Raw genomic sequence first — 24,025 nt, forward strand, 5'->3', positions numbered from 1 at the left:
AAAGATTTCGGCCCGCGTTCTTTTAAAGAACGCGCCTCACCCCGCCTCGGCCAACAGCGCCTTCAACCCCGTCCGGTAATCCGGATACTTCAGCTCTACGCCCAGCTCCTCACGTATCCGCCGATTATCCACCTTCTTCGACTCGGCATAGAAGGATCGCGCCATCGGGCTCATCTCGGCCTCTTCGAACGGCACCTCCGGCGGCACCGGCAGGCCCAGCAACTCGGCCGCATAGGCGATGACGTCCTGCGGCGGGGCCGGGTCGTTGTCGCAGACATTATAGGCCGCGCCCGGGTTGGGGCGATTGATCGACGCCTCAAGCACCTGTGCGATATCCTCCACATGCGTCCGGCTGAACACCTGGCCTTCCTTTATGATCCGCCGTGCCGTGCCCTTGCGCACCTTCTCGAACGGCCCGCGACCGGGCCCGTAGATGCCCGCAAGCCGGAAGATGTGCAGCGGCAGCCCGTCGATGTCACGCCATTGCGTCTCGGCCATGACCCGCAGCTTGCCGCGTTTCGTTGCGGGCGTCAGGGGGGCGCTTTCATCCACCCACTCACCCTCGTGATCGCCATAGACGCCGGTGGTCGAGAGATACCCGGCCCACTCCAACCGCGGCGCGATCTCCCGTATCCGCGGCTCAAGCTTGGCCAGAACCGGGTCGCCCTCCTCGTCCGGACCGGCGGACACGAGGATATGCGTCGCCGTGGCGAACGCCTCCGACAGGTCGCCATCCGGCCACATCACCGGGATCACACCCTCATCCCGTAGCGCATCGGCCTTCTCGGCCTTGCGCGTCGTGCCGTAAATCACCCAGCCCTGCGGCAACAGCCGCTTTGCCAGCGCCTGTGCCGAATAGCCGTGTCCGAAGGAAAGTAACGTCTTGCCCATCCGCCCGACCTAGCCGCCCGCCGCCTGCTCTTCAACAGTCAGAACCCGCGAGGCCACCCACGCATAACCGTTTTCGCACAGGATGAAGGTCTCGCGCAGGCCATGCGGCTTGTCGGTCGGCGCCTGCAACACATGCGCGCCCATCGCCTCGGCCTGCTCTGCTGCCTTGTCCGGGTCGCTGTCATAGAGCCGTATCTCGATCCCCGCCCCGCGCGGAGGCGCCTCGGGAAGAAGCCCCAAAAGCGGATTGGCCGAATAAGTATGATCGCCATGCAGCTGAAACACCTGGGACCCGTAGCACATGATCGCGAAATCCCGGCTCACCCGATGGCTTGCCATCCCGAACACCTCTTCGAGAAACCGAACCTCCGCCGCCACGTCGCGTACGAGGATGTTCAGCCCCAGCCCGTTCAGCGACGCACCGAACTCCGCTGGGCTGACCGTTTCGAAATCCATTGTCCCCCTCCGAAGCCGCCGAGACTGTCGGCGCAGGTTGATCCCCCCGCCCCCGCGTGTCAACGTGAGCCGCAAAACTTGAATGTGACAGGAACAATTTGATGGCGCCAACCGATCTGTCCGGCGGGGTGCATTCCCCCGACCTTCCCGCCGCAGAGCAATTCCGCGACACAGGCAAGGCCGTCGACCGGCTGATCGAGCTTTACGACACCGCCTCGGCCTTCCTGTGCGATGCCTTCTCCGATGCGGTCGTCAACGGCGCGCCCAGCCACCGTATCCGCGCCTATTACCCTGAAATCCGCATCACCACGACCAGCTTTGCCCAGATCGACAGCCGCCTCAGCTTTGGCCACGTGGCCGAGCCGGGCACCAACGCCACCACCGTCACCCGGCCCCGGATGTTCCGCCACTACCTGATGCAGCAGCTCAAGCTGGTGATGGACAACCACGACGTTCCCGTCACCATCGGCGTTTCCGACACGCCGATGCCGGTGCATTTCGCCGTGGCCAACGACGCCGGTCTCACCGTGCCCCAGGAAGGCGCGATGGATTTCACCCTGCGCGACTATTTTGACGTGCCGGACCTGTCGACCACCAATGACGACATCGTCAACGGCACGTTCCAGCCTAGGCCCGACGGCGCCGGCGCGCTGGCGCCCTTCACGGCACAGCGGGTCGACTATTCCCTCGCCCGGCTGTCTCATTACACCGCCACGGCGCCCGAGCATTTCCAGAACCACGTGCTGTTCACAAACTACCAGTTCTACGTCTCGGAGTTCGAAGCCTACGCCCGCAAGATGCTGGCCGACCCCGACAGCGGCTACGAAAGCTTCGTGGGCCCCGGCAATGCCACCATCACCGACCCCGACGCACCGCTCGACCTGCCGCTGAAACTGCCGCAAATGCCGACCTATCACCTGACGCGCCCCGGCGCGGCGGGCATCACGCTGGTCAACATCGGCGTCGGCCCCTCGAACGCCAAGACGGCGACCGACCACATCGCCGTGCTGCGCCCGCATGCCTGGGTGATGGTGGGCCATTGCGCGGGCCTCCGGAACACGCAGAGCCTTGGTGATTTCGTTCTCGCCCATGCCTACCTGCGCGAGGATGGCGTGCTCGACGCCGATCTGCCGGCCTGGGTGCCGATCCCGGCCCTGGCCGAGATCCAGATCGCGCTGGAAGAGGCGGTCGCGGTGGAAACCCAGCTCAAGGGCTACGACCTCAAGCGCATCATGCGCACCGGTACCGTGGCCAGTTTCGACAACCGCAACTGGGAACTGCGCGACCAGTCCGGGCCGGTGCAGCGCCTGTCGCAATCCCGCGCCATCGCGCTCGACATGGAAAGCGCCACCATCGCCGCCAACGGTTTCCGCTTCCGGGTGCCCTATGGCACGCTCCTTTGTGTCAGCGACAAGCCGCTGCACGGCGAATTGAAGCTTCCCGGCATGGCCAGCGACTTCTACAAGACCCAGGTCGCGCGGCACCTGATGATCGGAATCCGCGCCATGGAAACCTTGCGCGACATGCCGCTGGAACGTATCCACAGCCGGAAATTGCGCAGTTTCGACGAGACAGCCTTCCTCTGAGGCGGAAAAATCACCCCAAAATCGGCGAAAAACCCTTCTTTTCTTACACTATTCGTTGTGTTCGCCCTCAAGATACAGTTAAATCGCCGCAGGAGGCCCATAGGAACGGGCAGATGAAGGAGACCAGAAAATGGCAAAACCGATGACGAAAACGCAGTTGGTCGCAGCGCTCGCAGACGAGATGGGCGCCGACAAGAAATCCGCAAGCGCGGCCTTGGATGCGGTTGTCAACGTGATCACCCGCGAAGTGTCTGGCGGTGGCGCGGTCACCCTGCCCGGCGTCGGCAAGATCTATTGCCGCGAACGCCCGGCCCGGATGGTGCGCAACCCCGCCACCGGCGAACAGATCCAGAAGCCCGCGGACAAGGTCGTGAAGATGACCATCGCCAAGGCCCTCAAGGACAGTGTGAACGACTGATCTTGTAATCGGCACGAGTTTCGGAAAGGGTCGCCCCCGCAAGGGGGCGGCCCTTTTCACGTGTCGGGAGGCGAGGGACATCATGGATATCAGGGCAATCGTCATGGGGCTGGCCTTTGCCTTCATGTGGTCCAGCGCCTTCACCTCGGCCAAGTTCATCGTCGTCGCCGCCCCGCCCGTTTCTGCGCTGGCGCTGCGTTTCCTGATCTCGGGGCTTCTGGGCGTGCTGATCGCCCGGTTGCTGGGGCAAAGCTGGCGGCTCACCCCGGCCCAATGGCGCGCGACGATCATCTTCGGCATCTGCCAGAACGCGCTCTATCTCGGGCTCAACTTCGTCGCCATGCAGACGGTCGAGGCCTCGCTCGCCGCGATCATCGCCTCGACCATGCCGCTTCTGGTGGGGCTGGCCAGCTGGGCCATCTTCGGAGAGAAGATCGGGCCGCTCGGGGTTTTCGGCCTTGTCGCCGGGGTGATCGGCGTGGCGATCATCATGGGCACCCGCATCCAGGGCGGGGCCGACATGTACGGCGTCACGCTTTGCGTGCTGGGCGTCATCGCGCTCACCTTCGCCACGCTTGCCGTGCGCGGGGCGACATCCGGGGGCAACTTCCTGATGGTGGTGGGCCTGCAGATGCTGGTGGGCAGCGCCGCCCTCGGCATCTTCGGGGCGGCCACGGAAACGTTCGAGGTCACATGGTCGTGGCAGCTGGTCGTCGCCTTCCTCTACACGACGCTGGTGCCCGGCCTTGCCGCCACGCTCGTGTGGTTCCTGCTGGTCAACCGGATCGGCGCGATCAAGGCCGCCACCTTCCACTTCCTCAACCCGTTCCTCGGGGTGGCCATCGCCGCGGTGATCCTCAGTGAAACGCTCGGCGCGTGGGACGTGATCGGCGTTCTTGTCGTAACCGGCGGCATCCTCGCGGTACAGCTCTCGCGGCAGCACCGCAAACCGGCCAGCGCGACGCCCGCAAAGTGACGCCGCGCCGGGCCTGCCGGGCTCAGACCAGAACATCGGTCGCCGCATGCCCCGCCCCGACACCCGGGATCACGATCGCCGGACCCTTCGAATGCGCGGTTCTGAGCGGCAGGATCGCCCGGTAGGCGGGCGAGGTGTACCAGCCGCGCGCCGCCGCTCCATCGGGGAACTCGATCACGATCAGGTCTCCCTGCCATGCCCCCTCAAGCTCGGTCACCTCGCCGCCATGGATGATGAACCGCCCGCCAAAGGGCGCAAGGGTCGCGTCGATCCGCTCGAGATAGGTCACGATCTCGGGGCCCACCTCGACCTCTTGCAGGATCGCGACGGCATATGCCTTCGAGGTTTCATGCTCTGCCATGACTCAGGCCGCCTCCCGTTGCCGCGAACAGGCCGCGCGCAGGGCCAGTTGCTCCAGCCGTGCCAGAACCGCCACAAACGCCGCCTGCCCCAAGACGAAGATCACGCCCAGCACATTCGGCGCGACCAGCCCGAGGAGCAAGGCAACGCTCGCCACAACCCACAGCACATTGCCGAGGATCACCAGCATCACCGCCGGCTGGTTGCCGGGCAGCCACAGCGCCACGATGCCCATGAACAGGGCCACGGGGAACAGGATCATCCCGGCCCAGAACAGCAAGGGCGCCGGCAGGGCCATCACCCCGGCCAGCGTTTCGGCCAGCGCCACCAGCAGCGCGCCCAAGCCAAGACAGGCCGCCGCATCGAAGAGCAAAATGGAGCGAAGGGGAAAAGATGCGTGAGGCGTAGCCATGGGAAACCTCCTTGTCTGGCGTTTAGGTCACGTCACCCAATCTGGCGGGCCCTGGTCGCCCGGTCGATTACGTCACGGGTAATTGGCCCCAGCGCCGGTTCCGGTAAGATCGGCCCATGACAGCGACCCAAGATATCACCTTCGGCCCCATGCTCCGCCTCTGGCGCAATCGCCGCTCGCTCAGCCAATTGGCCCTCTCGGCCGACAGCGAGATTTCCCAGCGCCACCTGAGCTTCATCGAATCCGGCCGCAGCCGCCCCAGCCGCGAGATGGTGCTGCGACTGGCCGAGACGCTGGCCATCCCCCTGCGCGAGCGCAACGCCCTGCTGGTGGCCGCAGGCTTCGCCCCGGCCTATAGAGAGCGCGACCCGGACGACCCCGAAAGCGTGGCGGCGCAGCGAGCGGTGCAAATCATCCTCAAGCATCACGAACCCTTCCCGGCGCTTGCCATCGACCGGCACTGGACCATGCTGCACGCCAATGCCGGCGTCACCGCCCTGCTCGAGGGGATCGACCCCACGCTGCTCGAACCGCCGGTCAACGCCCTGCGCCTGACGCTGCACCCCGGCGGCCTTGCCCCGCGCATCGAGAACTTCCGCGAATGGCGCGCGCATATCTTCCACCGGCTGCGTGAGATCATCGACCAGACAGCCGACCCGGGCCTTGTCGCCCTGCTGGAGGAGTTGAAGACCTACCCCGTGCCCCCCGGCGCCGCGCCTTACCGGCCCGGCGGCCCCGGTCATCCGTCCGGCATCGCCATCCCGTTCCGGCTGTGCACGGAGCACGGCGTTCTGTCCTTCCTCAGCACCACCACCGTGTTCGGTACGGCGCTCGACATCGCGCTGTCGGAACTGGCCATCGAGACCTTCCTGCCCGCCGACGACCATACCGCCGCCCTTCTCATGCCGGGCGGCTGACCCTCGCTAGAGCAGCCACAACACCAGCGAAAGCGTCACGAAGGACGAGATCACCGCGGTCAGCAGAGCGATCGAGGCGATACCATCATGCCCATAGGGCTGGGCCAGGATGATATAGATGCTGAACATCGGAATCGCTGCCGACAGGATCGCCGCCTGACGAAACTCGTCGGGCAGCACCACCACCCCCGCCACCGAATAAATCGCCACCGCCACTGCCGCCATCAGCGGGTGCAGCATCAGCTTGCCCGCCGCGATCCCGCCGGCCAGCGCGCGATCGCCCCGCATCGGAAGGCCGTAAAGCGTGCCGCCGATCACCACCAGCGCCAGCGCACCGGCCGACCCGGCAAGAAGCGACAGGAACCGCTCCACCGGCTCGGGGTAAGGCAGGCCGGTCACCGACACCACCAGCCCCAGCATAAGCCCGATCACGAAAGGCCGGCTGAAGAAGTCTTTCGCGATCCCGCCCAGAACGCCCGTAATCGTCCGCCCTGGCCGGGGCCGGGACAGGTCCAACAGGATCAGCCCCAGCGGGATCAGGATGACGTTCTCGACAAGGAAATTCAGAACCAGCACCTGCCCTGCGATATCCGGCAGCGTCAGCAACAGCGCCGGATACCCGACGAAAGCCGAGTTCGGCACCACCATTCCCATGACCGCCACCGCCCGCCGGGCCGGCCCGGTGCCCGACAGCGTCACGGCAACATACCCGATCAGCATCGTCGCCACACCGGCACTCAGGTACACCAGAAGATATCCGGGGTGCAGCACCTCGCCCAGGTCCCGCCCCGCCACGGCGTTGAACAGCAGCGGCGGCAGCGCGATGTTCAGAACATACCGCCCCAGCACCTTCATGTCGTCGCTACTGAACAACCCGAAAGCAACCGAGCCATAGCCCAGCGCAATCGCCGCAAAGAGCGGGAATGTAATCGAGAGAACCTCTATCACGGGCCGATCTGGCCGCGTACTCCTCCGGTCTGAGCCCTGTCGAGCAGCAGGTGGTCGAGGATCACGCAAGCCACCATTGCCTCGCCCACCGGCACGGCGCGGATACCGACGCAGGGGTCATGCCGCCCCTTTGTCACCACCTCCGTGGGTGAACCGTCCAGCCGGATCGACCGGCGTGGCGTCAGGATCGACGAGGTGGGCTTCACTGCGAAGCGCACCACGATATCCTGACCGGTGGAAATCCCCCCTAGTATGCCGCCGGAATGGTTCGATGAATATTCCGGCCCGTCCTCTCCCATGAAAATCTCGTCGGCATTGGCCGTGCCTGTCAGCCGGGCCGCCGCCATGCCCTCGCCGATCTCAACGCCCTTCACGGCGTTGATCGACATGCAGGCCGCCGCCAGATCGGTGTCGAGCTTGCCGTAGATCGGCGCCCCCAGCCCGGCCGGCACGCCCCGCGCGCAAACCTCGATCTCGGCTCCCACCGAGTTCTGGCCCTTGCGGATCTCCTGCAGGTATTTCTCCCAATCCGGCAGCGCCTCCGCGTCGGGCATCCAGAAATCGTTCTGCGCGATGGTCTCCCAGTCGAACCGCGCGCGGTCGATCTCCATCTCGCCCATACGGGTCATGTAGCCAGTGATCTCTAGCCCCGGCACCAGTTCATTCAAAGCCGCCCGCGCCAGCCCGCCGGCCGCAACCCGCGCCGCCGTTTCCCGCGCCGATGACCGCCCACCGCCGCGGTAATCCCTGATCCCGTATTTCTGGTGGTAGGTGATATCCGCATGGCCGGGCCGGAAGGTCTGAGCAATCTCGCCGTAATCCTTCGAGCGTTGGTCGGTGTTCTCGATCATCAACTGCACCGGCGTGCCCGTGGTCTTGCCCTCGAACACCCCCGACAGGATCTTCACCGCATCCGGTTCTTTCCGCTGGGTGGTGTGCTTGCTCTGACCCGGGCGCCGCTTGTCGAGCCACTGCTGCAGGAATGCCTCGTCTACCGGCACACCCGGCGGACAGCCATCGACCGTGGCGCCAAGCGCGGGCCCGTGGCTTTCACCCCATGTGGTGACCCGAAAGACATGTCCGAACGTGTTGAGGCTCATCGCGCCCTCCTTGCTCTGCCTGAATTAGCCGCGTGCCGCCCGGGCCTCAAGCCCATTCCCCATGCGCCCACTTGGCGCGCCCCGCTTTTCCGGTAATCTGCCCTCCATGATGCATCTCGACTTCAACGCCATGACCTCGCCCACCTTCCGGCAGAACCCCTACCCGGTGCTGGCGGCGTTGCAGGCCAACCCGGGCGTCGTGCATCTATCCCCCGGCCTCGTCGAAAGCTGGCACATCCTGCGCTACGACGACGTGCGACACGTGCTTCTGACGCCAGAGGTCTTTTCCTCCAACCGCGCGCTTCAGGCGCAGGGCGACTTCGCCGACGCCAATCTCGGCTTTCTCTTCAACAACATGATCTCGGCCACCGGCGACCGGCACCGCCGCCTTCGGATGATCGGCAACCGCGTCTTCATGCCGAAATTCATCGAAAGCTTCCGGCCCGCCGTCGAAACCGTCGTGGAAGAACGCATGGAAATGGCCCTTTCCGGCGAAGAGTTCGACCTCGTCGAGGATTTCGCCGCGCGCATCACCGTCGCCATGATCACCGCAATCCTCGGCCTGCCCCTGGCCGACATGGAACAGATCCGCCGCTGGACAGCCGTGCTGGGCGACAATTCCGGTGCCTCGACGTGGCTGTCCGAAATCGACCCCTCGATGGCGCGACGCGGCCGCGAAACCGGCGAGGAACTGACCGCCTATTTCAAGGATCACCTGGAACATCGTCGCAAGCACCCGCGAGAGGGTGACCTGATCTCGGCCTTCTCCTCGGTCGAGGTCGATGGGCAGAAGCTCTCCGAAGGCGAGGTTTTGTCGATGGCCATGCTCCTTCTTCTGGCCGGCAACGAAACCACCACCAACCTCATCACCAATTTTGTTCGCCTGCTCGATGCCTTTCCCGATCAGGCCGCCCGCCTGCGCGCCTATCCCGACATGACCCAAGGCGCGGTCGAGGAAACCATCCGCATGCGCAACTCCATCCGCAACATCGACCGTTTTGCGCTCGAGGAGACCACGCTCTCCGGCGTCACCATCCCCAAGGGCGGGCTGGTGGTGGTCTGGCTCACCGCCGCCAATCGTGACCCCGGACAGTTCGACGCGCCCGACGACTTCCGCCCCGACCGCACGCCAAACCGCCACCTGGGCTTCGGTCAGGGCCTGCATCTTTGCCTTGGCGCTCCGCTCGCCCGGATGGAAACCCAGATCGCCGCCCGTGCGATTCTGGAACGCACCCGCGCCATCGACCTCACCCAACCAGCCGAGCTTGGCATCAACGCCAATTTCGACAACGTCATCCGCCAGATGGTGCGCTTCCATGCCAAATGACCCGACAAGCGCGAAACCGCGCCACAAATCACGCCGCCGGGGCCGCACCTCCGTACCCGAGAGCCCCCAGCGCTCGCTCCGTTACCGCCACCTGAAAAACCCCTTCACGCCCCAGCCGATCTTCTCCGACGACGAGGTTGCCAACATCCACGCCACCGCCCTGCGCGTGCTCGAGGAACTCGGCGTCAAGATCCTGCTCGACGAGGCCCGCGATATCTTCGCCGCCGCCGGCGCCACGGTTCAGGATGACATGGTGTTTATCGGCCGCGACATCGTCGAGGCCGCGCTCGAAACCGCCCCGCGCAGCTTTACCCAGAATGCCTCCAACCCCGACCATGCTGTCACGTTCGAGCCCGGCGCGCTGGTTTTCAAACCCGGCGCCGGCTGCCCCAACGCCTCCGACCGCGTCCGCGGCCGCCGCCCCGGCACGCTCGAGGCGTTCCGCGAAACCGTCAAGCTGTGCCAGAGTTTCGACGTCATCCATGGCTTCTCGCCCTGCGTGGAGCCACAGGACGTGCCGGTGCACCTGCGCCATTACGCCACCATGACCGCCCAGCTCGAACTCGGCGACAAGACGCTCTTCGTCTATTCCCGGGGGCGCGGACAGGTCGAACAGGGGTTCGACATGATCCGCCTCGCCCTGGACCTCTCCGACGAGGAGTTCGACAGCCAGGTCTGGGCTGCCACCAACATCAACACCAACTCGCCGCGCATGCTCGACCGGCCGATGGCGCAGGGCATCATCGACTTCGCCCGCGCCAACCAGATGCTCATCATCACCCCCTTCTGCCTTGCCGGCGCCATGGCCCCCGTCACCGTCGCCGGCGCCCTGACCCTGCAACATGCCGAGGCGCTGATGGGCATCACGCTCGCGCAACTCGCCCGTCCCGGCGCGCCCGTCACCTATGGCGGCTTCAGCTCCAATGTCGACATGCGCTCGGGTTCTCCGGCCTTCGGCACGCCGGAGCATGTCAAGATGCAGCTGGGCTCGGGGCAGCTCGCCCGTCTCCTCGGGTTGCCCTGGCGCTCGGCGGCCGGCTCGGCTTCGGTCACCACCGACATGCAGGGCGCGGGCGAAAACGACATGGGCCTCTGGGGCTGCCTGATGTCGCAGGCCACGATCTGCGTGCACAGCGCCGGCTGGCTCGAGGGCGGCCTCAGCTTCGGCTACGAGAAGTTCATCAACGACCTGGAGGTCGTGCAATCCCTCGCCGAGCTTTGCCAACCCACCGACGGCTCTTCCGACGAGATCGGCTTTGACGCGCTGGCAGAGGTTCAGCCGGGCGGCCACTTCTTCGCCGCCGCCCACACGATGGAACGCTACCGCGATGCGTTCTACCCGCCGCTGGTCGCCAATCTCGACAATTTCGGCACCTGGGAGGCGGCCGGCGCAGCCGATTCGGCCACCCGCGCCACCGCCATCTGGCAAGGCGTGCTCGACACCTTCGAACCGCCTGCAAAAGGGGCAGAACGGGCCGCACGGCTGGCCGATTACATCGACCGTGGCACCGCCGCCGGAGGGGCGCCGCCGCTCGATTGAACAGGGATGTCCAATAAAAGCGACCAGAACACACCCTGATGTCGCAAACGCGTCATATTAAGTCGAAAAAATTACAGGCCCCCGCGGGCCGCGCCCGCATTCTCGGCAAAGCCCGGCCAGCGGTCGCGGCAATCGGGATGCCAAGAAATCACTGGATCACTGCCAACTCTAGGGTAAGCTTGACCCGGGATACGCAACTGAAAACACCTCATGAAAATGAAACACACAGGGAGAACCAAATGACTGAGGACACACAGACGGAAGCAGTACGCCCCGTCGTGCGCCAACTCGCAGACGACGTGAAGGCCGGCAAACTGGATCGGCGCGAGTTTCTCGCGATGGCCACCACCTTCGGCGCCACGTCGGCCGCGGCCTACGGGCTGATCGGCATGGCCGCACCGACCGCGGCCCACGCCCAGGAAGAGCCCAAGAAGGGCGGCGTCCTGCGCGTTGCCAGCCGCGTTCTGGAAATCCAGGATCCGCGCAAATTCGCCTGGACCGAGCCGGGCAACCTCGTCCGCCAGTTCTGCGAACCGCTGGTGCGCTGGGATGTCGACTTCACCTTCAAGCCGATGCTCCTGGAAAGCTGGGAAGTGTCGGATGACGCCACCATGTACACCCTCAACGTCCGCCAGGGCGTGACGTGGAACAACGGCGACACCTTCGACGCCGACGACGTGATCCACAACATCACCCGCTGGTGCGACAAGACGGTCGAGGGCAACTCGATGGCGTCGCGCATGTCGCCGCTGATCGACTCCGAAACCAACAAGGTTGCCGAAGGCGCCATCGAGCGCGTCGACGACTACACCATCAAGCTGCACCTGCCGCGCCCCGACATCTCGCTCATCGCGGGCATGTCCGACTACCCGGCGCTCGTGGTGCACCGCAGCCATGGCGACGACAGCGACCTGTCGAAATCGCCGATCGGCACCGGCCCGTTCGAATTCGTGTCGATGGAAATCGGCACCGGCGCCGAGGTGAAGCGCCGCGAGAACGGTGAATGGTGGGGCGGCGAGGCCTATCTCGACGGCATCAAGTTCATCGACTTCGGCACCGACGGCGCGGCCATCGTGGCGGCCTTCGACGGCGGCGAGATCGACATCAACGACGAAACCACCGCCGACTTCATCGACACGCTCGACGGTCTCGGTCTCGTGAAGCAGTCGAAAGCGACCGCCAACACCATCGTCGCCCGGATGCGGGCGGACACCGAGCCCTACACCAGCAAGGAGCTTCGCAACGCCATTCAGATGGCGGTCGACAACAACATCGCGCTGCAGCTCGGCATCAACGGTGACGGCATCCCGGCCGAGAACCACCATGTTGCGCCCTTCCACCCGGAATATGCCGAGATCGAGAAGAAATCGGCCGATCCGGCCGCGGCCATCGAGATGGCCAAGGCCGCCGGGCATGGCGAGACCGAGCTCGAGCTGATCTCGATCGACGGCGACTGGCGCACGGTGACCACCGACGCCATCGGCGCGATGCTGCGCGAGGCCGGCTTCAACATCAAGCGCACGGTGATCCCCGGGTCGTCCTTCTGGAACGACTGGACGAAATACCCGTTCTCGACCACCAACTGGGGCCCGCGCCCGCTGGGGGTTCAGGTTCTGGCGCTGGCGTACAAATCCGGCGAAGCCTGGAACGAGTCGGCGCACTCCAACCCCGAGTTCGACTCGACGCTGGAAGAGGCGCTGGGCGTCTTCGACGCCGACGAGCGCCGCGAGCTGTCCGCCAAGCTGCAGACCATGCTGCAGGATGACGGCGCGATCGTGCAGCCGTACTGGCGCAACCAGACCAAGCACCACACCGACGCGGTGAAGAACAACTTCGTCCACCAGTTCCGCGAAATGCATTTCGAGGAAACCTGGCTCGACGCCTGATCCGGCCCGTCCGGGTCCGAAGTGAAACAGCCCGGCGGCGCCCCGTGCGCCGCCGGGTTTTTCGTGACCTGCCCGTGCGGTGATCATTGGCACAATAATTCAAATTGATTCGCGAAAAACGAATCACATCCTGTTGACCGATTCGCAGCGATTCGCCTATACCTTGTAAGACAGCAATGCTCGGCAGGCCCAACCCTGCACGACGCACCGAAACGGGGAGCAGGCCGTGCAACTTTCGGCGACGGGACGCACAGCAGACACGCCATGTCATGGCCGGCTGCAAGCTATCCCCGCGACTGCTTTCCCAATCCGACATTCACGCCGCGCGGTCCGCGCCGCCCGGTCGACTTTCGTGCCCGAGATCTGACTGTCAGGTCAAGGCACACCCCTACGAAGTGGCAGGAATGATTGAGGGGCCGGTTCAACGGCCTCCTTTCATTTGACGGGCTGACGCGTCGGTGCGGGACGGTTATCCGCCTTGTTTGCATACATCCGCCTGTCGGCCACGCGCTTCAAGGCTGCGTACCCGGTGGCGTCATCCGGGCAGCACGCGGCGCCGGCCGCGGCCGTCATGCGAATTTCGGTAAGCTCCCCCGAACGACCGATCAACGCGTAGGGCACCGAGACGCGCGCCTGCAACCCTGCCAGCACCTCCGGAACGGCGGCGGCCTCGGTTCCCGGCATCCATAGTGCGAACTCGTCACCGCCGATGCGCGCCGTGGCGACCCAGCTGTGCGGCGGGAAGCTCAGCGCGTGGGCCACGTGTTTGAGCACCTTGTCCCCTGCCTCGTGCCCGTGCGCGTCGTTGACATGCTTGAATTCGTTCAGGTCGAGGAAGATCAGCGCCCCGGGCCGCCCGGGCCGGTCAGCCAGGGCTCGGCGCACCTTCTCCTCGAAGGCCCGCACGTTCAGCAGCCCGGTCAGCGGATCTGTCTCGCTCAGCCGCTTCAGCTGTGCCGCTTCCTGACGCAGGGCGCGCTGGCGCCGGTGGCTGTGATCCATCTGCTGCCGGATCCGGCGGGAGTGGGACTTGAGGTTGAGGAACTTGCCGATCAGCGCGCTGGCATTGTCCGCAACCAGCAGGATCAGCCCGTTGTTGCGCCCGTCATCCCCGCGCAACATCGCGCCATTGAAGATCGTGGGCGGACCATTGGGGAAGGTCAGGCGGACATAGGACGACGCGCTCGAGCGCGCCATCCGCGCCAACCGGGTCAGAAGCTGCTCTTCCTGCGACACGACGATGTCCAGCAGCGAGGCCCCCTCCGCGTCGCCGGTCAGGGCAATTGCCTCGGCATTGGCACAATGAATACGGCCGGAAAGATCGATCACGATTGCCGGGTTCTTCAGGGCGGATACGACCGTTCGTATCCCGGCAAGCATCGACGTATGCTCATCTGAAAAACTCAAACCCGTCTCCCGCGTGGTCGTCGATCAGGCTCACCCGAACACGGCATCCCGGGTGGCCAGTGGCAATCGCCTTGTCGATATTGACCCTGGCATAGCCACGCGCGTCCGAAACGATCCGCCCGAACACGTTGGTGGTCATCATGCAGAGCGAAGGGCGGCCCTTCACCCGGTCGGAGAAGGGGCACGACGTGTTGACCATGATGATCTCGGTCTCACTCACCGACTCGACGTCGAAATCGCCGCCGATGCGGCGTTTTAGGTCGGACAGGATCCCGGCCAACGCATCCGGCTCCACCGGTAGCCCGCCCAGCGCGTCGCCATAACGCCGACTGATCGACGCCCCAAGTTCCTCGCCGACCTGACCGACGAACGAAGACGCCTCGACCAGACCGATCGTATCTTCCAGCTCACCGGCCAGCGTGGTGGCAACGTCGGCAAAAAACTCAGGTCGATTTAGATCGATATTAACAGACATGAAATCGTCTGGTCGTTTCACTGAACCCATCGCAAGCACCTTCACAATCGTAGATGGCGGTGCGTGGTGGCCGCGCCGCCCGTCGTTCCGGCAGCATCAGCACAAAACATTAATATGAGATTAACTATTTGCTAACAGACTCTGAATGCGCCCGAAAAACAACGGGCCGCCCATGGCGGCCCGTCTGCAAATTCCACGATGGGCAAGGCCCGATGCCGCTCAGTGCAGCTTGGCCTCGACATCGGCGATCGAGTCGTCGATCAGCTTGTTGGCCTGGGTCGCGGTGATCTCTTTCGCGACGACCTCCTTGGCCACGGCCACCGCCACCGTCACGGCGCGGTCGCGCACTTCCTTGACGGCGCTCGCCTCGGCCGACGCAATCTGCTCTTCGGCAGCCTTGATCCGGCGTTCGATCGAAACCTTGAGGTCTTCCTTGGCCTTTTCGGCGGCCTCGGCGGCCTCCTGCTTGGCGTGGGCGACGATCCGGTCCGCCTGCCCCTGAACCTCTTTCTGCTTCCGCTCGTAGCTGGCCAGCAGCGTCTGCGCCTCCTCGCGGATGGCGCGCGCCTCGTCCAGCTCAGATTTGATGCCTTCGGCCCGCTTGTCCAGCTGCTTGCCCAGCAGGCCCGGCACCTTCAGATAAACCAGAAGCGCAAGGAACAGCAGGAACGAGATCAGCACCACGAAATTGGTGTTGGTGAGCGAGAAGAACGGGCCTGTCGCCGCCAGAGCGGGACTTCCGGCGGTCAGGGCGGCAAAAGTTGCGATGAGCTTCTTCATGGCGCTTACCCCTTGACCCGCGACTGCACGGCGTCGGCAATGGTCTTGTCGTCTGCCTTGATCCCAAGGACAGCAACCAGTTCCTGTGCCGTGGCTTCCGCCACGTCCTTGACGCTCTCCATCGCCGAAGCGCGGATTTCGCTGATTTTCTTTTCGCCCTCGGCCGCCTTGGCGGCAATCTCGGCGTCGGCCTTGGCGGTGGCGTCGTCCAGCTCGGCCTTGATGTCGGCCTTGGTGGCGGCGATGATGTTCTGGGCTTCCGCCCGCGCATCGGCCAGCGCCTTGTTATACGCTTCCTCGGCCTCGGTGGCTTTCGCCTTGAGATCCTCGGCCGCGGCCAGATCGTTGGTAATCGTCCCCTGACGCTCGGCCAGAACCGCGGCGATGCGCGGCAATGCGAGGCGCGACAGGATGAAGAAGATCACGATCAGCGTGACGACCAGCCAGAAGACCTGGTTGCCCATCCAGTCGGGGCACAACTGCGGCAGGCCGATCGCGCCACCACTACTGTCGACGCAGGCACTTACAGTTTCATGCGTTTCGCTTGCCATGACGTCCTCCTTGGGAACTATTCCGAATAAGTCGGATGGCCGCGCCAATGCGCCGCCACCCGACCGTAAGGATCAGATTCCGTAAGGCTTAGACGGCAAACATCAGCAGAAGCGCGACGAGGAACGAGAAGATCCCCAGCGCTTCCGAGAACGCGATACCGATGAACATGGTCGCGGTCTGACCACCAGCGGCCGACGGGTTGCGCAGGGCGCCCGCGAGGAAGTTACCAACCACGTGGCCGATACCGATTGCGGCCCCGCCCATACCGACGCTAGCCAGACCAGCACCGATGTAAGCACCCATTTGTGCGATGTCGCCTTCCATTTCATGTCTCCTTACGTTGGAATTGGCAAAATAGGGGTGAAGTGATCCTTAGTGGTGCGGATGCAGCGCATCGCGCAGATACACACAGGTCAGGATCGTGAACACGTAGGCCTGGATGAAGGCCACAAGAACCTCGAGCGCGTAGATCGCAGTGATCGCCAGGATCGACAGCGGCGTCACGATGAGGCCAAGACCGATCGAGCCCAGGATCAGCGGCGCGAAGGCCGCGAAAACCTTGATCACGGCGTGGCCGGCCATCATGTTGCCGGCAAGACGGATGGAGTGGCTGACCGGACGCACGAAGTAGGAAATCACCTCGATCAGCGCCAGGATCGGCCGCAGCGGCAGCGGCGCGGAGCTGATCCAGAACAGTTCGAGGAAACCGGCACCGTGCTTGATGAAGCCGATCGCGGTGACCGTCAGGAAGACCGCCATCGCCAGGATGGCCGTCACGGCGATATGCGAGGTGGTGGTGAAGGCCGTCGGGATCAGCCCGAGGAAGTTCGACACCACGATGAACATGAACAGCGTCATGATATAGGGGAAATAGGGCAGCGCATCCTTGCCGGCCACGTCCTCGACCATCTTGCGGATGAAGCCATAGGCCAGCTCGGCAATCGACTGCGTGCGGCCCGGAACCGTCGCCCGGCCCGACGTCGCCAGAACCAGCAGCGCGATGATCGCGAGGATCGTCAGGCCCATCCACAGCGTCACGTTTGTGACGGTGAACATGCCGACCGGCCCGTCGCCGAACAGCGGCTTGACGATGAACTGATCCATCGGGTGGAAGACCAGCCCGCCTGCTTCTTCTGCGTGTTCGGCACCGTTCGCTGCTTCAGTCGCCATCTTTCACCCTCTTCTCGTCCGCCCCGTCGGGCGTCTCGTCATCCGCGGCCTTGTCGGCCTCCGTCAGCTGGATCTCCTTGGCGCTGCGCAGCATCGTCTTGATGCCCGCCACGAACCCCAGCATCGTAAACACCACGAGGAACGCCGGAGTGGTCTCCAGAAGGCTGTCCAGCCCGTACCCCATGCCGAAACCGATCCCCAGACCGGTCACGAGTTCAATCACCATGCGCCACGCCAGCTGTGCCTGGCTGTAGCTTTCGTTCTGGTGGGACGTCTCAGGCTTGTCCTTCGACTTGAACCGGTCGATCCTTGCCTCAAGCTGCGCCATGCGCTCGCGTTGATCGGGATCGGTCACGGTCTGCCCCTCTGGAACGGTTGCGCCTTTGCTATGCGCGGGCGGGCACCGAGTCAAGCGCGCGCGGCAGCGCAGAAACAGCCACCTAAACCACTGACTTTGAACGGTCTTTCAGAACGTCCGACCCGCCGCGCTTGCGCGACGCCGCCCCTGCGGCGCTCAAAACCCCGGATTCCGCATATTCAACCATTCGGTTGAGGTTGCCCGAGCCCGCAGCCGGCCCCTCCATCAAGCCCGTTGACGCCGCCCGCCCAAGCGGGCTTAACAGGCGGCATGTCACACCCGCTCGATGCCGCCTTCTCGGCCCTTGCCGACCCCACGCGCCGCGCCATCCTCACCATGCTGCTCGAGGATGACATGGCCGTCACCGACGTGGCCGAGCCGTTCGACATGTCGCTGGCCGCGATCTCCAAGCATCTCGGCATCCTCAGCCGCGCGGGTCTCATCACGCAGGAACAGCGCGGTCGGGTGAAGTGGTGCAAGCTCGAACCGGATGCCCTGCGCGACGTCTCGATCTGGATGCAGAGCTTCGGACAGTTCGAGGCGGTCAACCTCGACGCCTTCGAACGCTTCCTCGCCGCGGAGCTCTCCGATGACCGATAACAACGTCCCCCTCTCGCCCGACCGTCTGCCCCCCGCTATCGTCGAGCGGCTGCAGATGCCCCTCGTCATGCCGATGGAGGCCGGCCCCGACAGCGCCTGTGGCGTCTTCCGCGCCGATGGCAGTTTCCGGCAGATGTCGCGCACGCTCCTCTCCGGCGCCCGCCTCTCGGGCATCCCGCAGCTGGGCGACACCCCCTTCGCCGAGATCATCCCCGGCCGCTGGCTCTTCGCCGGCATCGGGCGCCACCATTTCGGACATTTCGTCGTCGAGACCCTGATCCGCCTCTGGGCCCTCGGCCCCTACCGGGACGAGCTAGACGGCATCGTCATCGTCCCCAAGGAAGGCATGGATTTCTCCGTCGCCCTCGACCGCCGCTACGGCTCGTTCCTCTCGATGATGTCTGAAGGGTTGCCGGTCCACCTCGCCGAATACCCCACGCGCTATGAAACGCTACTCCTGCCCTCGCCCGGCTTCGGCCCGCTGGGCTGGGTCGCCGGCACCGGGATCTACCGCCGCGAAATCCGCGCCCGCATCGCCCGGCATATCAAGCCCGAGGGGCCGGAAAGGCTCTACATCTCCCGCTCCGCCCTCAAGCAGGAGGAAAAACAGGTCCACGACGAACAGAAGATCGAAGACCTGATGCGCCGCGCCGGCTACGACATCTTCCACCCCCAGGACCACACGATCGAGGAACAGCTCGCCCGCTACATGGCGGCGCGCACCATCGTCGGCGGCGACGGCTCGGCCTTCCACCTGGCGCCCTTCTCGATGCAGCCGGGCAGCCGCGTCGGCCTCATCCAGCGCCGCCACCGCCCCAAGGTGTTCGACGCCTTCACCGCCCAGATCGAGGCCTTCGCCCAGTCCGAGGTCAGCCTGATACGGCCCGTCCTGCCCAAGACCGACGACACGCCCCACCCCAGCGAAGCCGCCACCCCGATCGACTTCGCCGTGGTCGAGGAGGAGCTCGACAGCGCCGGCTTCCTCTAGGCGCCTCCACCGCAATCCGAGGCCTCTCACCAACGCATTTTCTTGGTAAAAATACCCCCGCCGGAGGCACCGGAAAATCCCATTTTCCGGGCAATTTTCCGCCACGGAAAATTCTCCCGCCTCAGCCTGGATGCTCGTCCTTCAGCAAGAGCACCAGCGCCACCACCGTCATGCCGACGCCCAGCAGCACCATCCCCGGCGGCACCCCCTTGCCCAGCGCCGCCTGCCAGCAGGCCACCCATGTGGGCGTGAGATAGGTATAGGCCATCACCTTGGCGCTCGGCAGGCGCAGGCTGGCGAATTGCAGCAGCACCGTGGTCAGGGCGGTCGCCAGCAGCGCCGTGTACCCGATCGTGATCCAGACGATCGGCGGCAGCGTGGCCCAGTCCGTCGTTCTCAGGTCCGGCCACGCGGCCACCGTCAGCAGAAGCGCCGCCCCCACCAGCGCCCCGAAGGAAAACACCACCGGCTTTTCCCCGCGGTTCAGCAGCCGCACCATCGGCGTATAGACCGCATGCGCCACGCAGCCCCAGAAATAGACCATCTCGCCGCGCCCCACGTCGAAGGCAGTGAAATCCTGCCAGCTCGCGTCGAAGATCACCCAGAGCGCGCCCACCGCCCCCACGGTCAGCGCCAGCGCCATGCGCCCCGTCGTCACCTGCCGAAGAAGCAGGTACCCGAACACCCCCGACAGGATCGGCGTCAGTGTGAACACCGCCGCCGCCGACACCGGCTCGGCCGTCTTCAGCCCCTCGAACATCAGCACGAAGTACAGCCCCATCGACCCGCCCAGCAGCAGGTAGCGCCACGGGGCCGCGAAAGCCTTGCACGGAATGCCCGCCACCACATGCGCCGCGATGCCAAGGATCACCGCCGCTGCCAAGAACCGCACCGCGTTGAGAACCGTCGGCGCGATATGGTTCGCCGCCATCGAGCCCAGTGCGAAAGAGCCGGCGATAAGCATCGAGAAGCAGAGCATCGCAAGATGCCCCTTCATCGCTTCCGTCATAGATCCTCCCAGGCCCGGGCCCGGTCTTTCAGGAAGGCAAGGAACGACTGCACCTTCGTCGTCCGGTGCAGGTCCATGTGCGTCACCAGCCACAAGGGCGCCGACCATTCCTCGCGCGGCTCGGTCACCTCGATCAGCCCGCCGATCTCGGCCGCCTGCAGCCTCGACATGAACCCGATCCCGGCGCCTTCCCGGATCGCCCGCCGCATCGCGTGCACGTCGCCGGTGCGGAAGGTGATGCACGATTCCGGCACCGTCTCGCGCAACCACTTGGCGAAGGGCGCCCGCGACTTGGGGTCGTCGGCGCTGACGAAGGAATGCTTGTGGTAGTCGCTCACATCAGACGGAAGCCCGCGCTTTTCGGCATAATCCTCGCTGGCGAACAGGGTGATCCGCTGCTTGTGGAAGGGCTGCACCACGTTGTCCGGCTGATCGGGCGGGCTGCCGGCGCGCACCGCCACATGGGCCTCGCCATATTCCAGCCGAAAAAGCCGCTCGCCGGTCAGGAACCGCACCACGATCTCCGGATGCTCCTTCTGGAAATCCGCCAGCACCGGCACCAGCAGGTGGCTCAGCCCGCCCAGCGTCGTGACCACCAATTCGCCCGACACGTCGTTGCCGCGCCCCTTTATGCGGCCGGCCAGCTGGCTGAACTGGTCATCCGTCGCCTGCGCCACGCGCAACAGATCCTCGCCCGCTTCCGTGGGGGTGTAGCCCCGCGCATGCCGCTGGAACAGCTTCACGCCCAGCCGTTCCTCCAGGGCATCGATATGCCGGATCACGGTGGCATGGTGCACGCCAAGCACTTCGGCCGCGCCGCTTACCGTCCCGATCCGGGCGACGTTATACGCCGTCCGGATTTCATCCCAGTTGTCCATCGGCATCACTCATCCTCCGGGTCTCGCCGCGCGCGCGGCAGGTTTGCGCCATTCCATCATCAGCAGGTAGGGCGCGCGGTTATAGCGCTCGGCCTCTGCCCCGCCCTCTGCCTTCGGCTCGTCGAAATGCACCAGCTCCAGCCCGAGCCCCAGCAGCGTTTGCATGTACCACGCCAGCGGCCTGTGCCAGTTGAGGATCGACATGCCCTTCCACGCGCCGCGAAAGGCATGTTCCTCGAAATACCGGTCGACCACCATGCTGGCCGCGCCCTCGTCGTCGCGAGACCAGCCATCGGCCTTGGTCTGCGCCGCGGTCAGCCAGCCCTGCAGGTTCGCGATCAGCAGGCGCCCGCCGGGGCACAGCACCCGCACCATCTCGGAAAGCCCGGCCCACGCGTCCGGAATGTCGATCAACGTCAGATAGCTCACCACGAGATCGAAAGCCCCATCGTCGAACGGCATGTCCTCGGCCCGGCCTTCGACAAATTCCGCAGCGCCGCGCTCCCGCGCAACGTCCAGCAGCGCCCGCGTCGGGTCGAGACCCGTCACCTCGGGCACCTGCGCCGCCATCATCCGACAGAACCGCCCCTCGCCGCAGCCTACGTCAAGCGCCCGTGTCGCACCACGGGTCCGGGCCAGCATGGGCGCGTCGAGTACATGCGTGCGGCTGAAATCACCGTCCCGGCCCATCAGGGCCAGCCAGGCCCCGGCAGACCGATTCCAGCCCTCATCCATGTCGTCCCTGCCATTCATGTGCGAATATCAACATAGCCTGTCTCGTACCTATCGTTGCGTTCGCAATGGCACAAGCCAATCTTGTCGCCAATCACAACACACGCCAAGGACACCACCCCATGACCAACACCATCCTGCACATCGATTCCTCCGCCCGCCACACCGATTCCGTCAGCCGCGATCTCTCGGCGCGCATCGTCGCCGATCACCCCGGCGCCCGTGTCATCACCCGCGACCTCGCCGAGACGCCCCTGCCGCACGTCACCGAAGACTGGGTCGCGGCCAACTTCACCCCTGCCGACACCCGCACCCCGGCGCAACAGGCCGTGCTCGCCCAATCCGACGCGCTGGTGGCCGAGCTGAAAGAAGCCGACACCGTCGTCATCGGCCTGCCGATCTACAACTTCAGCGTCCCCGCCGCCCTCAAGGCCTGGATCGACCTCGTCGGTCGCGTCGGCCTGACCTTCAAATACACCGAACAAGGCCCCGTCGGCCTGCTCACCGGCAAACGGGTCATCGTCGCGCTGGCCTCCGGCGGAACCGAGGTCGGCTCGGAAATCGATCATGCCACGCCCTACCTGCGCTTCATCCTCGGGTTCATGGGCATCACCGACGTCACCGTGGTCGCCGCCGACCGGCTGGGCATCGACCCCGAGGCCAGCATGTCCAAGGCGCTCGAGCAGGTTGCCGCGCTGCGCGAAGCGGCCTGATCCGCCACTTATTTTGGCAATCCGCCGCCCGTCACGACGCGGGCGGCGGGTTTTCCCGGCATATCTTCCGGTTTTCGCGTATCCTCGGTCACAGGGGCTTGTCGGGGAAACCGATGAAGATACGCAGAAACACGCCAGAACTGCTCGTCGCCGAACGGGTGCCGGTCCTGCTCGCCCTGGGGCTCTTCGCCTTCATCATGGCCTTCGTCACCCCGGGCGTCGTTCTCTTTTTCGCAGGCGAATGGATGGGGCTCGCGTTCGGCACGCTGGGCGGCGGCCTGGGATTCGCGGCAATGTGCGTTTTCGTCGAACGGCTTCAGGTCACCCTCGATGCGGCCCGCCGGACCATCACGATCCGCCGCCGCACCATGCTCAGCCACCGCGAAATCATCCTGCCCCTCGTAGAACTCGTCCGCGCCACCACGGAATGCACCGGCAGCTCTGGCAAATCCCGCCAGCGCCTCTTCCGCCCGGCGCTGGTGCTCGACGACGGCACCGGCGAGGGCGAGATCCTGCACCCGATCACCGATGTCTTCTCTTCGGGCACCGGCGCCGCACGCCTGGTCGCCGCCATCAACGACTGGCTCGGCACCGCCCGGCATCAGCCAGCGTGACCCTCAGCCCGGCCGCCACGGCGTGTCGTCGCCCGCGCGCGTCCACTCCTCGGCCAGCGCCTGCCGCTCCAGCACCCGAAGCGTATCAAGGTCGCGCACCCGCCCGCCCTGATCCCGCAAATGCTGCAACAAACGATGCGAATGCACGATCGTCGGCACCGCATCCATCGGCTCCCACGCATCAAGCTCGGTCACCCGCCGCAGGTTGAACTCCGGCGGCAGCACGTAAAACCGCAAGCCGCTCTCCCATAGCAGGTCTTTCAGGACCACCTGGTCGCGCTCCAGCCCCGCCGCCGCATAGGCCCGCTTCCATTCCCCGAAGAACGTCGCCATCTCCGCATCGTTCCGATACAGCATCACGCCCGAATTGAACTGCGGAAAGGCATAGGGCGTCTCATGCGCATGCCCCGCCCGGATCAGCTCCGACCGGCGCCGCACGTCATGCGCCAGCGACAGCGGAAACCGCTCGGCCAGCTCGAACAGGTCGCCCAGCGCCGAGATCACCAGCACGTCGCAATCGAGAAACAGCACCCGCTCGAACCGCGCCAGCGGCAGGCAGTCGATCTTCACGCGCGGATGCGTCGAGGGCACGGCATGCACCCGGTCAAACATCTCCAGCCCCGGCGCGCCCGGATCATCGGTGAACAGATCCACAGGCAACCCCGGATTGGTCAGGCGCAAACTCTCGGCGGCCTGCACCGCCAGTTCGATATAGCCGGGCCCCGTGGCCACGAAAACAACGCCATCCCGCATCGTCCGTCCCTTTCCCCCAAGGCCAGACCTAGCACGGATCGCTTGACTCCCAACGGCTTTCGGCTTAACCGACCCCAAATTTCCGGAAGTCCCTATCGCTTCCGGTCCCATGGGCCATGCCCGGGATCGCCCCCCACCAGCGAGTTTCGCCCGTGGGGGCGTTTATGATTTGAACCGCC

Annotated in this window: 28 protein-coding genes; 11 read left to right on the top strand and 17 right to left on the bottom strand. The window is 65.1% G+C overall.

Translation table 11 applies throughout. The features are described 5' to 3' along the window. Positions 1-36: 36 nt before the first annotated feature. Both RIdsm_RS23715 and RIdsm_RS23720 read right to left on the bottom strand, forming a co-directional pair. The gene (locus RIdsm_RS23715; protein WP_057812882.1) at positions 37-891 is read right to left on the bottom strand and encodes an SDR family oxidoreductase; all 855 of its coding nucleotides are present in this window, start codon (positions 889-891) and stop codon (positions 37-39) included. Positions 892-900: 9 nt separating this feature from the next. Then, entirely contained in the window at positions 901-1,347 is a 447-nt protein-coding gene (locus RIdsm_RS23720; RefSeq protein WP_057812880.1) for a VOC family protein, read from the bottom strand. Positions 1,348-1,448: 101 nt separating this feature from the next. On the opposite strand from RIdsm_RS23720, the gene RIdsm_RS23725 reads away from it, so the two are divergent. The 3 genes from RIdsm_RS23725 to RIdsm_RS23735 all read left to right on the top strand — a co-directional run bounded on the left by RIdsm_RS23725 (position 1,449) and on the right by RIdsm_RS23735 (position 4,327). Continuing rightward, on the top strand, positions 1,449-2,933 hold the full coding sequence (locus tag RIdsm_RS23725) for an AMP nucleosidase (RefSeq protein ID WP_057812878.1): 1,485 nt from the start codon (positions 1,449-1,451) through the stop codon (positions 2,931-2,933). 130 nt (positions 2,934-3,063) lie between these two features. Further along, the gene (locus RIdsm_RS23730) at positions 3,064-3,351 is read left to right on the top strand and encodes an HU family DNA-binding protein (RefSeq protein WP_057812877.1); all 288 of its coding nucleotides are present in this window, start codon (positions 3,064-3,066) and stop codon (positions 3,349-3,351) included. An 82-nt stretch (positions 3,352-3,433) separates the two neighbouring features. Further along, positions 3,434-4,327 (top strand): DMT family transporter, encoded by an 894-nt coding sequence (locus RIdsm_RS23735; protein ID WP_057812876.1) that lies wholly within the window; start codon positions 3,434-3,436, stop codon positions 4,325-4,327. A 22-nt stretch (positions 4,328-4,349) separates the two neighbouring features. Here the strand turns inward: RIdsm_RS23735 and RIdsm_RS23740 are convergent, their stop codons facing one another. Continuing rightward, on the bottom strand, positions 4,350-4,688 hold the full coding sequence (locus tag RIdsm_RS23740; protein WP_057812874.1) for a DUF1330 domain-containing protein: 339 nt from the start codon (positions 4,686-4,688) through the stop codon (positions 4,350-4,352). 3 nt (positions 4,689-4,691) lie between these two features. Continuing rightward, on the bottom strand, positions 4,692-5,099 hold the full coding sequence (locus RIdsm_RS23745; RefSeq protein ID WP_074939954.1) for a hypothetical protein: 408 nt from the start codon (positions 5,097-5,099) through the stop codon (positions 4,692-4,694). 116 nt (positions 5,100-5,215) lie between these two features. On the opposite strand from RIdsm_RS23745, the gene RIdsm_RS23750 reads away from it, so the two are divergent. Then, positions 5,216-6,016, top strand: a complete 801-nt coding sequence (locus RIdsm_RS23750; protein WP_057812871.1) for a helix-turn-helix domain-containing protein — start codon at positions 5,216-5,218, stop codon at positions 6,014-6,016. Between the two features lie 6 nt (positions 6,017-6,022). On the opposite strand, the gene RIdsm_RS23755 is transcribed toward RIdsm_RS23750, so the two are convergent. Together RIdsm_RS23755 and aroC are read right to left on the bottom strand one after the other, a co-directional pair. Continuing rightward, entirely contained in the window at positions 6,023-6,964 is a 942-nt protein-coding gene (locus RIdsm_RS23755) for an AEC family transporter (RefSeq protein WP_057812869.1), read from the bottom strand. Further along, positions 6,961-8,064: a chorismate synthase gene (aroC, locus tag RIdsm_RS23760; protein ID WP_057812868.1), complete on the bottom strand. Its 1,104-nt coding sequence runs from the start codon at positions 8,062-8,064 to the stop codon at positions 6,961-6,963. The genes RIdsm_RS23755 and aroC overlap by 4 nt, the downstream gene beginning before the upstream one ends. A gap of 106 nt (positions 8,065-8,170) precedes the next feature. Here aroC and RIdsm_RS23765 point away from each other — a divergent pair, with 106 nt between their 5' ends. The 3 genes from RIdsm_RS23765 to RIdsm_RS23775 all read left to right on the top strand — a co-directional run bounded on the left by RIdsm_RS23765 (position 8,171) and on the right by RIdsm_RS23775 (position 12,817). Then, complete coding sequence (locus RIdsm_RS23765) at positions 8,171-9,391, top strand: cytochrome P450 (RefSeq protein ID WP_074939951.1); 1,221 nt, start codon at positions 8,171-8,173, stop codon at positions 9,389-9,391. Then, positions 9,381-10,931: a trimethylamine methyltransferase family protein gene (locus RIdsm_RS23770; protein ID WP_057812864.1), complete on the top strand. Its 1,551-nt coding sequence runs from the start codon at positions 9,381-9,383 to the stop codon at positions 10,929-10,931. Before RIdsm_RS23765 ends, RIdsm_RS23770 begins: the two co-directional genes overlap by 11 nt. A 239-nt stretch (positions 10,932-11,170) precedes the next feature. Further along, positions 11,171-12,817, top strand: coding sequence for an ABC transporter substrate-binding protein (locus RIdsm_RS23775; RefSeq protein WP_057812862.1), 1,647 nt, complete (start codon positions 11,171-11,173; stop codon positions 12,815-12,817). A gap of 435 nt (positions 12,818-13,252) precedes the next feature. On the opposite strand, the gene RIdsm_RS23780 is transcribed toward RIdsm_RS23775, so the two are convergent. The 7 genes from RIdsm_RS23780 to RIdsm_RS23810 all read right to left on the bottom strand — a co-directional run bounded on the left by RIdsm_RS23780 (position 13,253) and on the right by RIdsm_RS23810 (position 17,556). Further along, positions 13,253-14,224, bottom strand: a complete 972-nt coding sequence (locus tag RIdsm_RS23780; RefSeq protein WP_143100382.1) for a sensor domain-containing diguanylate cyclase — start codon at positions 14,222-14,224, stop codon at positions 13,253-13,255. Continuing rightward, the gene (locus tag RIdsm_RS23785; protein ID WP_160325797.1) at positions 14,208-14,744 is read right to left on the bottom strand and encodes a methanogen output domain 1-containing protein; all 537 of its coding nucleotides are present in this window, start codon (positions 14,742-14,744) and stop codon (positions 14,208-14,210) included. The genes RIdsm_RS23780 and RIdsm_RS23785 overlap by 17 nt, the downstream gene beginning before the upstream one ends. Before the next feature lie 174 nt (positions 14,745-14,918). Continuing rightward, positions 14,919-15,479, bottom strand: coding sequence for a F0F1 ATP synthase subunit B (locus RIdsm_RS23790; protein ID WP_057812857.1), 561 nt, complete (start codon positions 15,477-15,479; stop codon positions 14,919-14,921). Between the two features lie 5 nt (positions 15,480-15,484). Continuing rightward, positions 15,485-16,030 carry a F0F1 ATP synthase subunit B' gene (locus RIdsm_RS23795; RefSeq protein ID WP_057812855.1) on the bottom strand — a complete coding sequence of 182 codons (546 nt, stop codon included), beginning with the start codon at positions 16,028-16,030 and terminating at the stop codon, positions 15,485-15,487. Between the two features lie 88 nt (positions 16,031-16,118). After that, complete coding sequence (locus RIdsm_RS23800; RefSeq protein WP_057812854.1) at positions 16,119-16,355, bottom strand: F0F1 ATP synthase subunit C; 237 nt, start codon at positions 16,353-16,355, stop codon at positions 16,119-16,121. Between the two features lie 48 nt (positions 16,356-16,403). Then, positions 16,404-17,201, bottom strand: a complete 798-nt coding sequence (locus RIdsm_RS23805; protein WP_057812852.1) for a F0F1 ATP synthase subunit A — start codon at positions 17,199-17,201, stop codon at positions 16,404-16,406. After that, positions 17,191-17,556 carry an AtpZ/AtpI family protein gene (locus RIdsm_RS23810; RefSeq protein ID WP_057812851.1) on the bottom strand — a complete coding sequence of 122 codons (366 nt, stop codon included), beginning with the start codon at positions 17,554-17,556 and terminating at the stop codon, positions 17,191-17,193. Before RIdsm_RS23810 ends, RIdsm_RS23805 begins: the two co-directional genes overlap by 11 nt. 273 nt (positions 17,557-17,829) lie before the next feature. Between RIdsm_RS23810 and RIdsm_RS23815 the strand changes: the two genes are divergently transcribed. Both RIdsm_RS23815 and RIdsm_RS23820 read left to right on the top strand, forming a co-directional pair. Next, positions 17,830-18,159 carry an ArsR/SmtB family transcription factor gene (locus RIdsm_RS23815; RefSeq protein WP_057812849.1) on the top strand — a complete coding sequence of 110 codons (330 nt, stop codon included), beginning with the start codon at positions 17,830-17,832 and terminating at the stop codon, positions 18,157-18,159. After that, the gene (locus RIdsm_RS23820; RefSeq protein ID WP_057812847.1) at positions 18,149-19,147 is read left to right on the top strand and encodes a glycosyltransferase 61 family protein; all 999 of its coding nucleotides are present in this window, start codon (positions 18,149-18,151) and stop codon (positions 19,145-19,147) included. The genes RIdsm_RS23815 and RIdsm_RS23820 overlap by 11 nt, the downstream gene beginning before the upstream one ends. 121 nt (positions 19,148-19,268) lie before the next feature. On the opposite strand, the gene RIdsm_RS23825 is transcribed toward RIdsm_RS23820, so the two are convergent. The 3 genes from RIdsm_RS23825 to RIdsm_RS23835 are packed head-to-tail and all read right to left on the bottom strand — an operon-like array spanning position 19,269 to position 21,769. Continuing rightward, positions 19,269-20,156 carry a DMT family transporter gene (locus tag RIdsm_RS23825; RefSeq protein ID WP_057812845.1) on the bottom strand — a complete coding sequence of 296 codons (888 nt, stop codon included), beginning with the start codon at positions 20,154-20,156 and terminating at the stop codon, positions 19,269-19,271. Beyond that, positions 20,153-21,034, bottom strand: coding sequence for a LysR family transcriptional regulator (locus RIdsm_RS23830; RefSeq protein WP_057813297.1), 882 nt, complete (start codon positions 21,032-21,034; stop codon positions 20,153-20,155). The genes RIdsm_RS23825 and RIdsm_RS23830 overlap by 4 nt, the downstream gene beginning before the upstream one ends. A 9-nt stretch (positions 21,035-21,043) precedes the next feature. Beyond that, entirely contained in the window at positions 21,044-21,769 is a 726-nt protein-coding gene (locus tag RIdsm_RS23835; RefSeq protein WP_057812843.1) for a class I SAM-dependent methyltransferase, read from the bottom strand. 119 nt (positions 21,770-21,888) lie between these two features. Here RIdsm_RS23835 and RIdsm_RS23840 point away from each other — a divergent pair, with 119 nt between their 5' ends. Together RIdsm_RS23840 and RIdsm_RS23845 are read left to right on the top strand one after the other, a co-directional pair. Further along, a complete protein-coding gene (locus RIdsm_RS23840; protein WP_057812841.1) occupies positions 21,889-22,479 on the top strand; it encodes an FMN-dependent NADH-azoreductase in 591 nt (196 codons plus the stop codon). A gap of 113 nt (positions 22,480-22,592) precedes the next feature. Then, positions 22,593-23,093 (top strand): hypothetical protein, encoded by a 501-nt coding sequence (locus RIdsm_RS23845; RefSeq protein WP_057812839.1) that lies wholly within the window; start codon positions 22,593-22,595, stop codon positions 23,091-23,093. A 3-nt stretch (positions 23,094-23,096) separates the two neighbouring features. On the opposite strand, the gene RIdsm_RS23850 is transcribed toward RIdsm_RS23845, so the two are convergent. After that, the gene (locus tag RIdsm_RS23850) at positions 23,097-23,846 is read right to left on the bottom strand and encodes a putative nucleotide-diphospho-sugar transferase (RefSeq protein ID WP_057812838.1); all 750 of its coding nucleotides are present in this window, start codon (positions 23,844-23,846) and stop codon (positions 23,097-23,099) included. Positions 23,847-24,025 lie beyond the last annotated feature (179 nt).

This window comes from Roseovarius indicus (assembly GCF_008728195.1).
Lineage (GTDB): Bacteria > Pseudomonadota > Alphaproteobacteria > Rhodobacterales > Rhodobacteraceae > Roseovarius > Roseovarius indicus.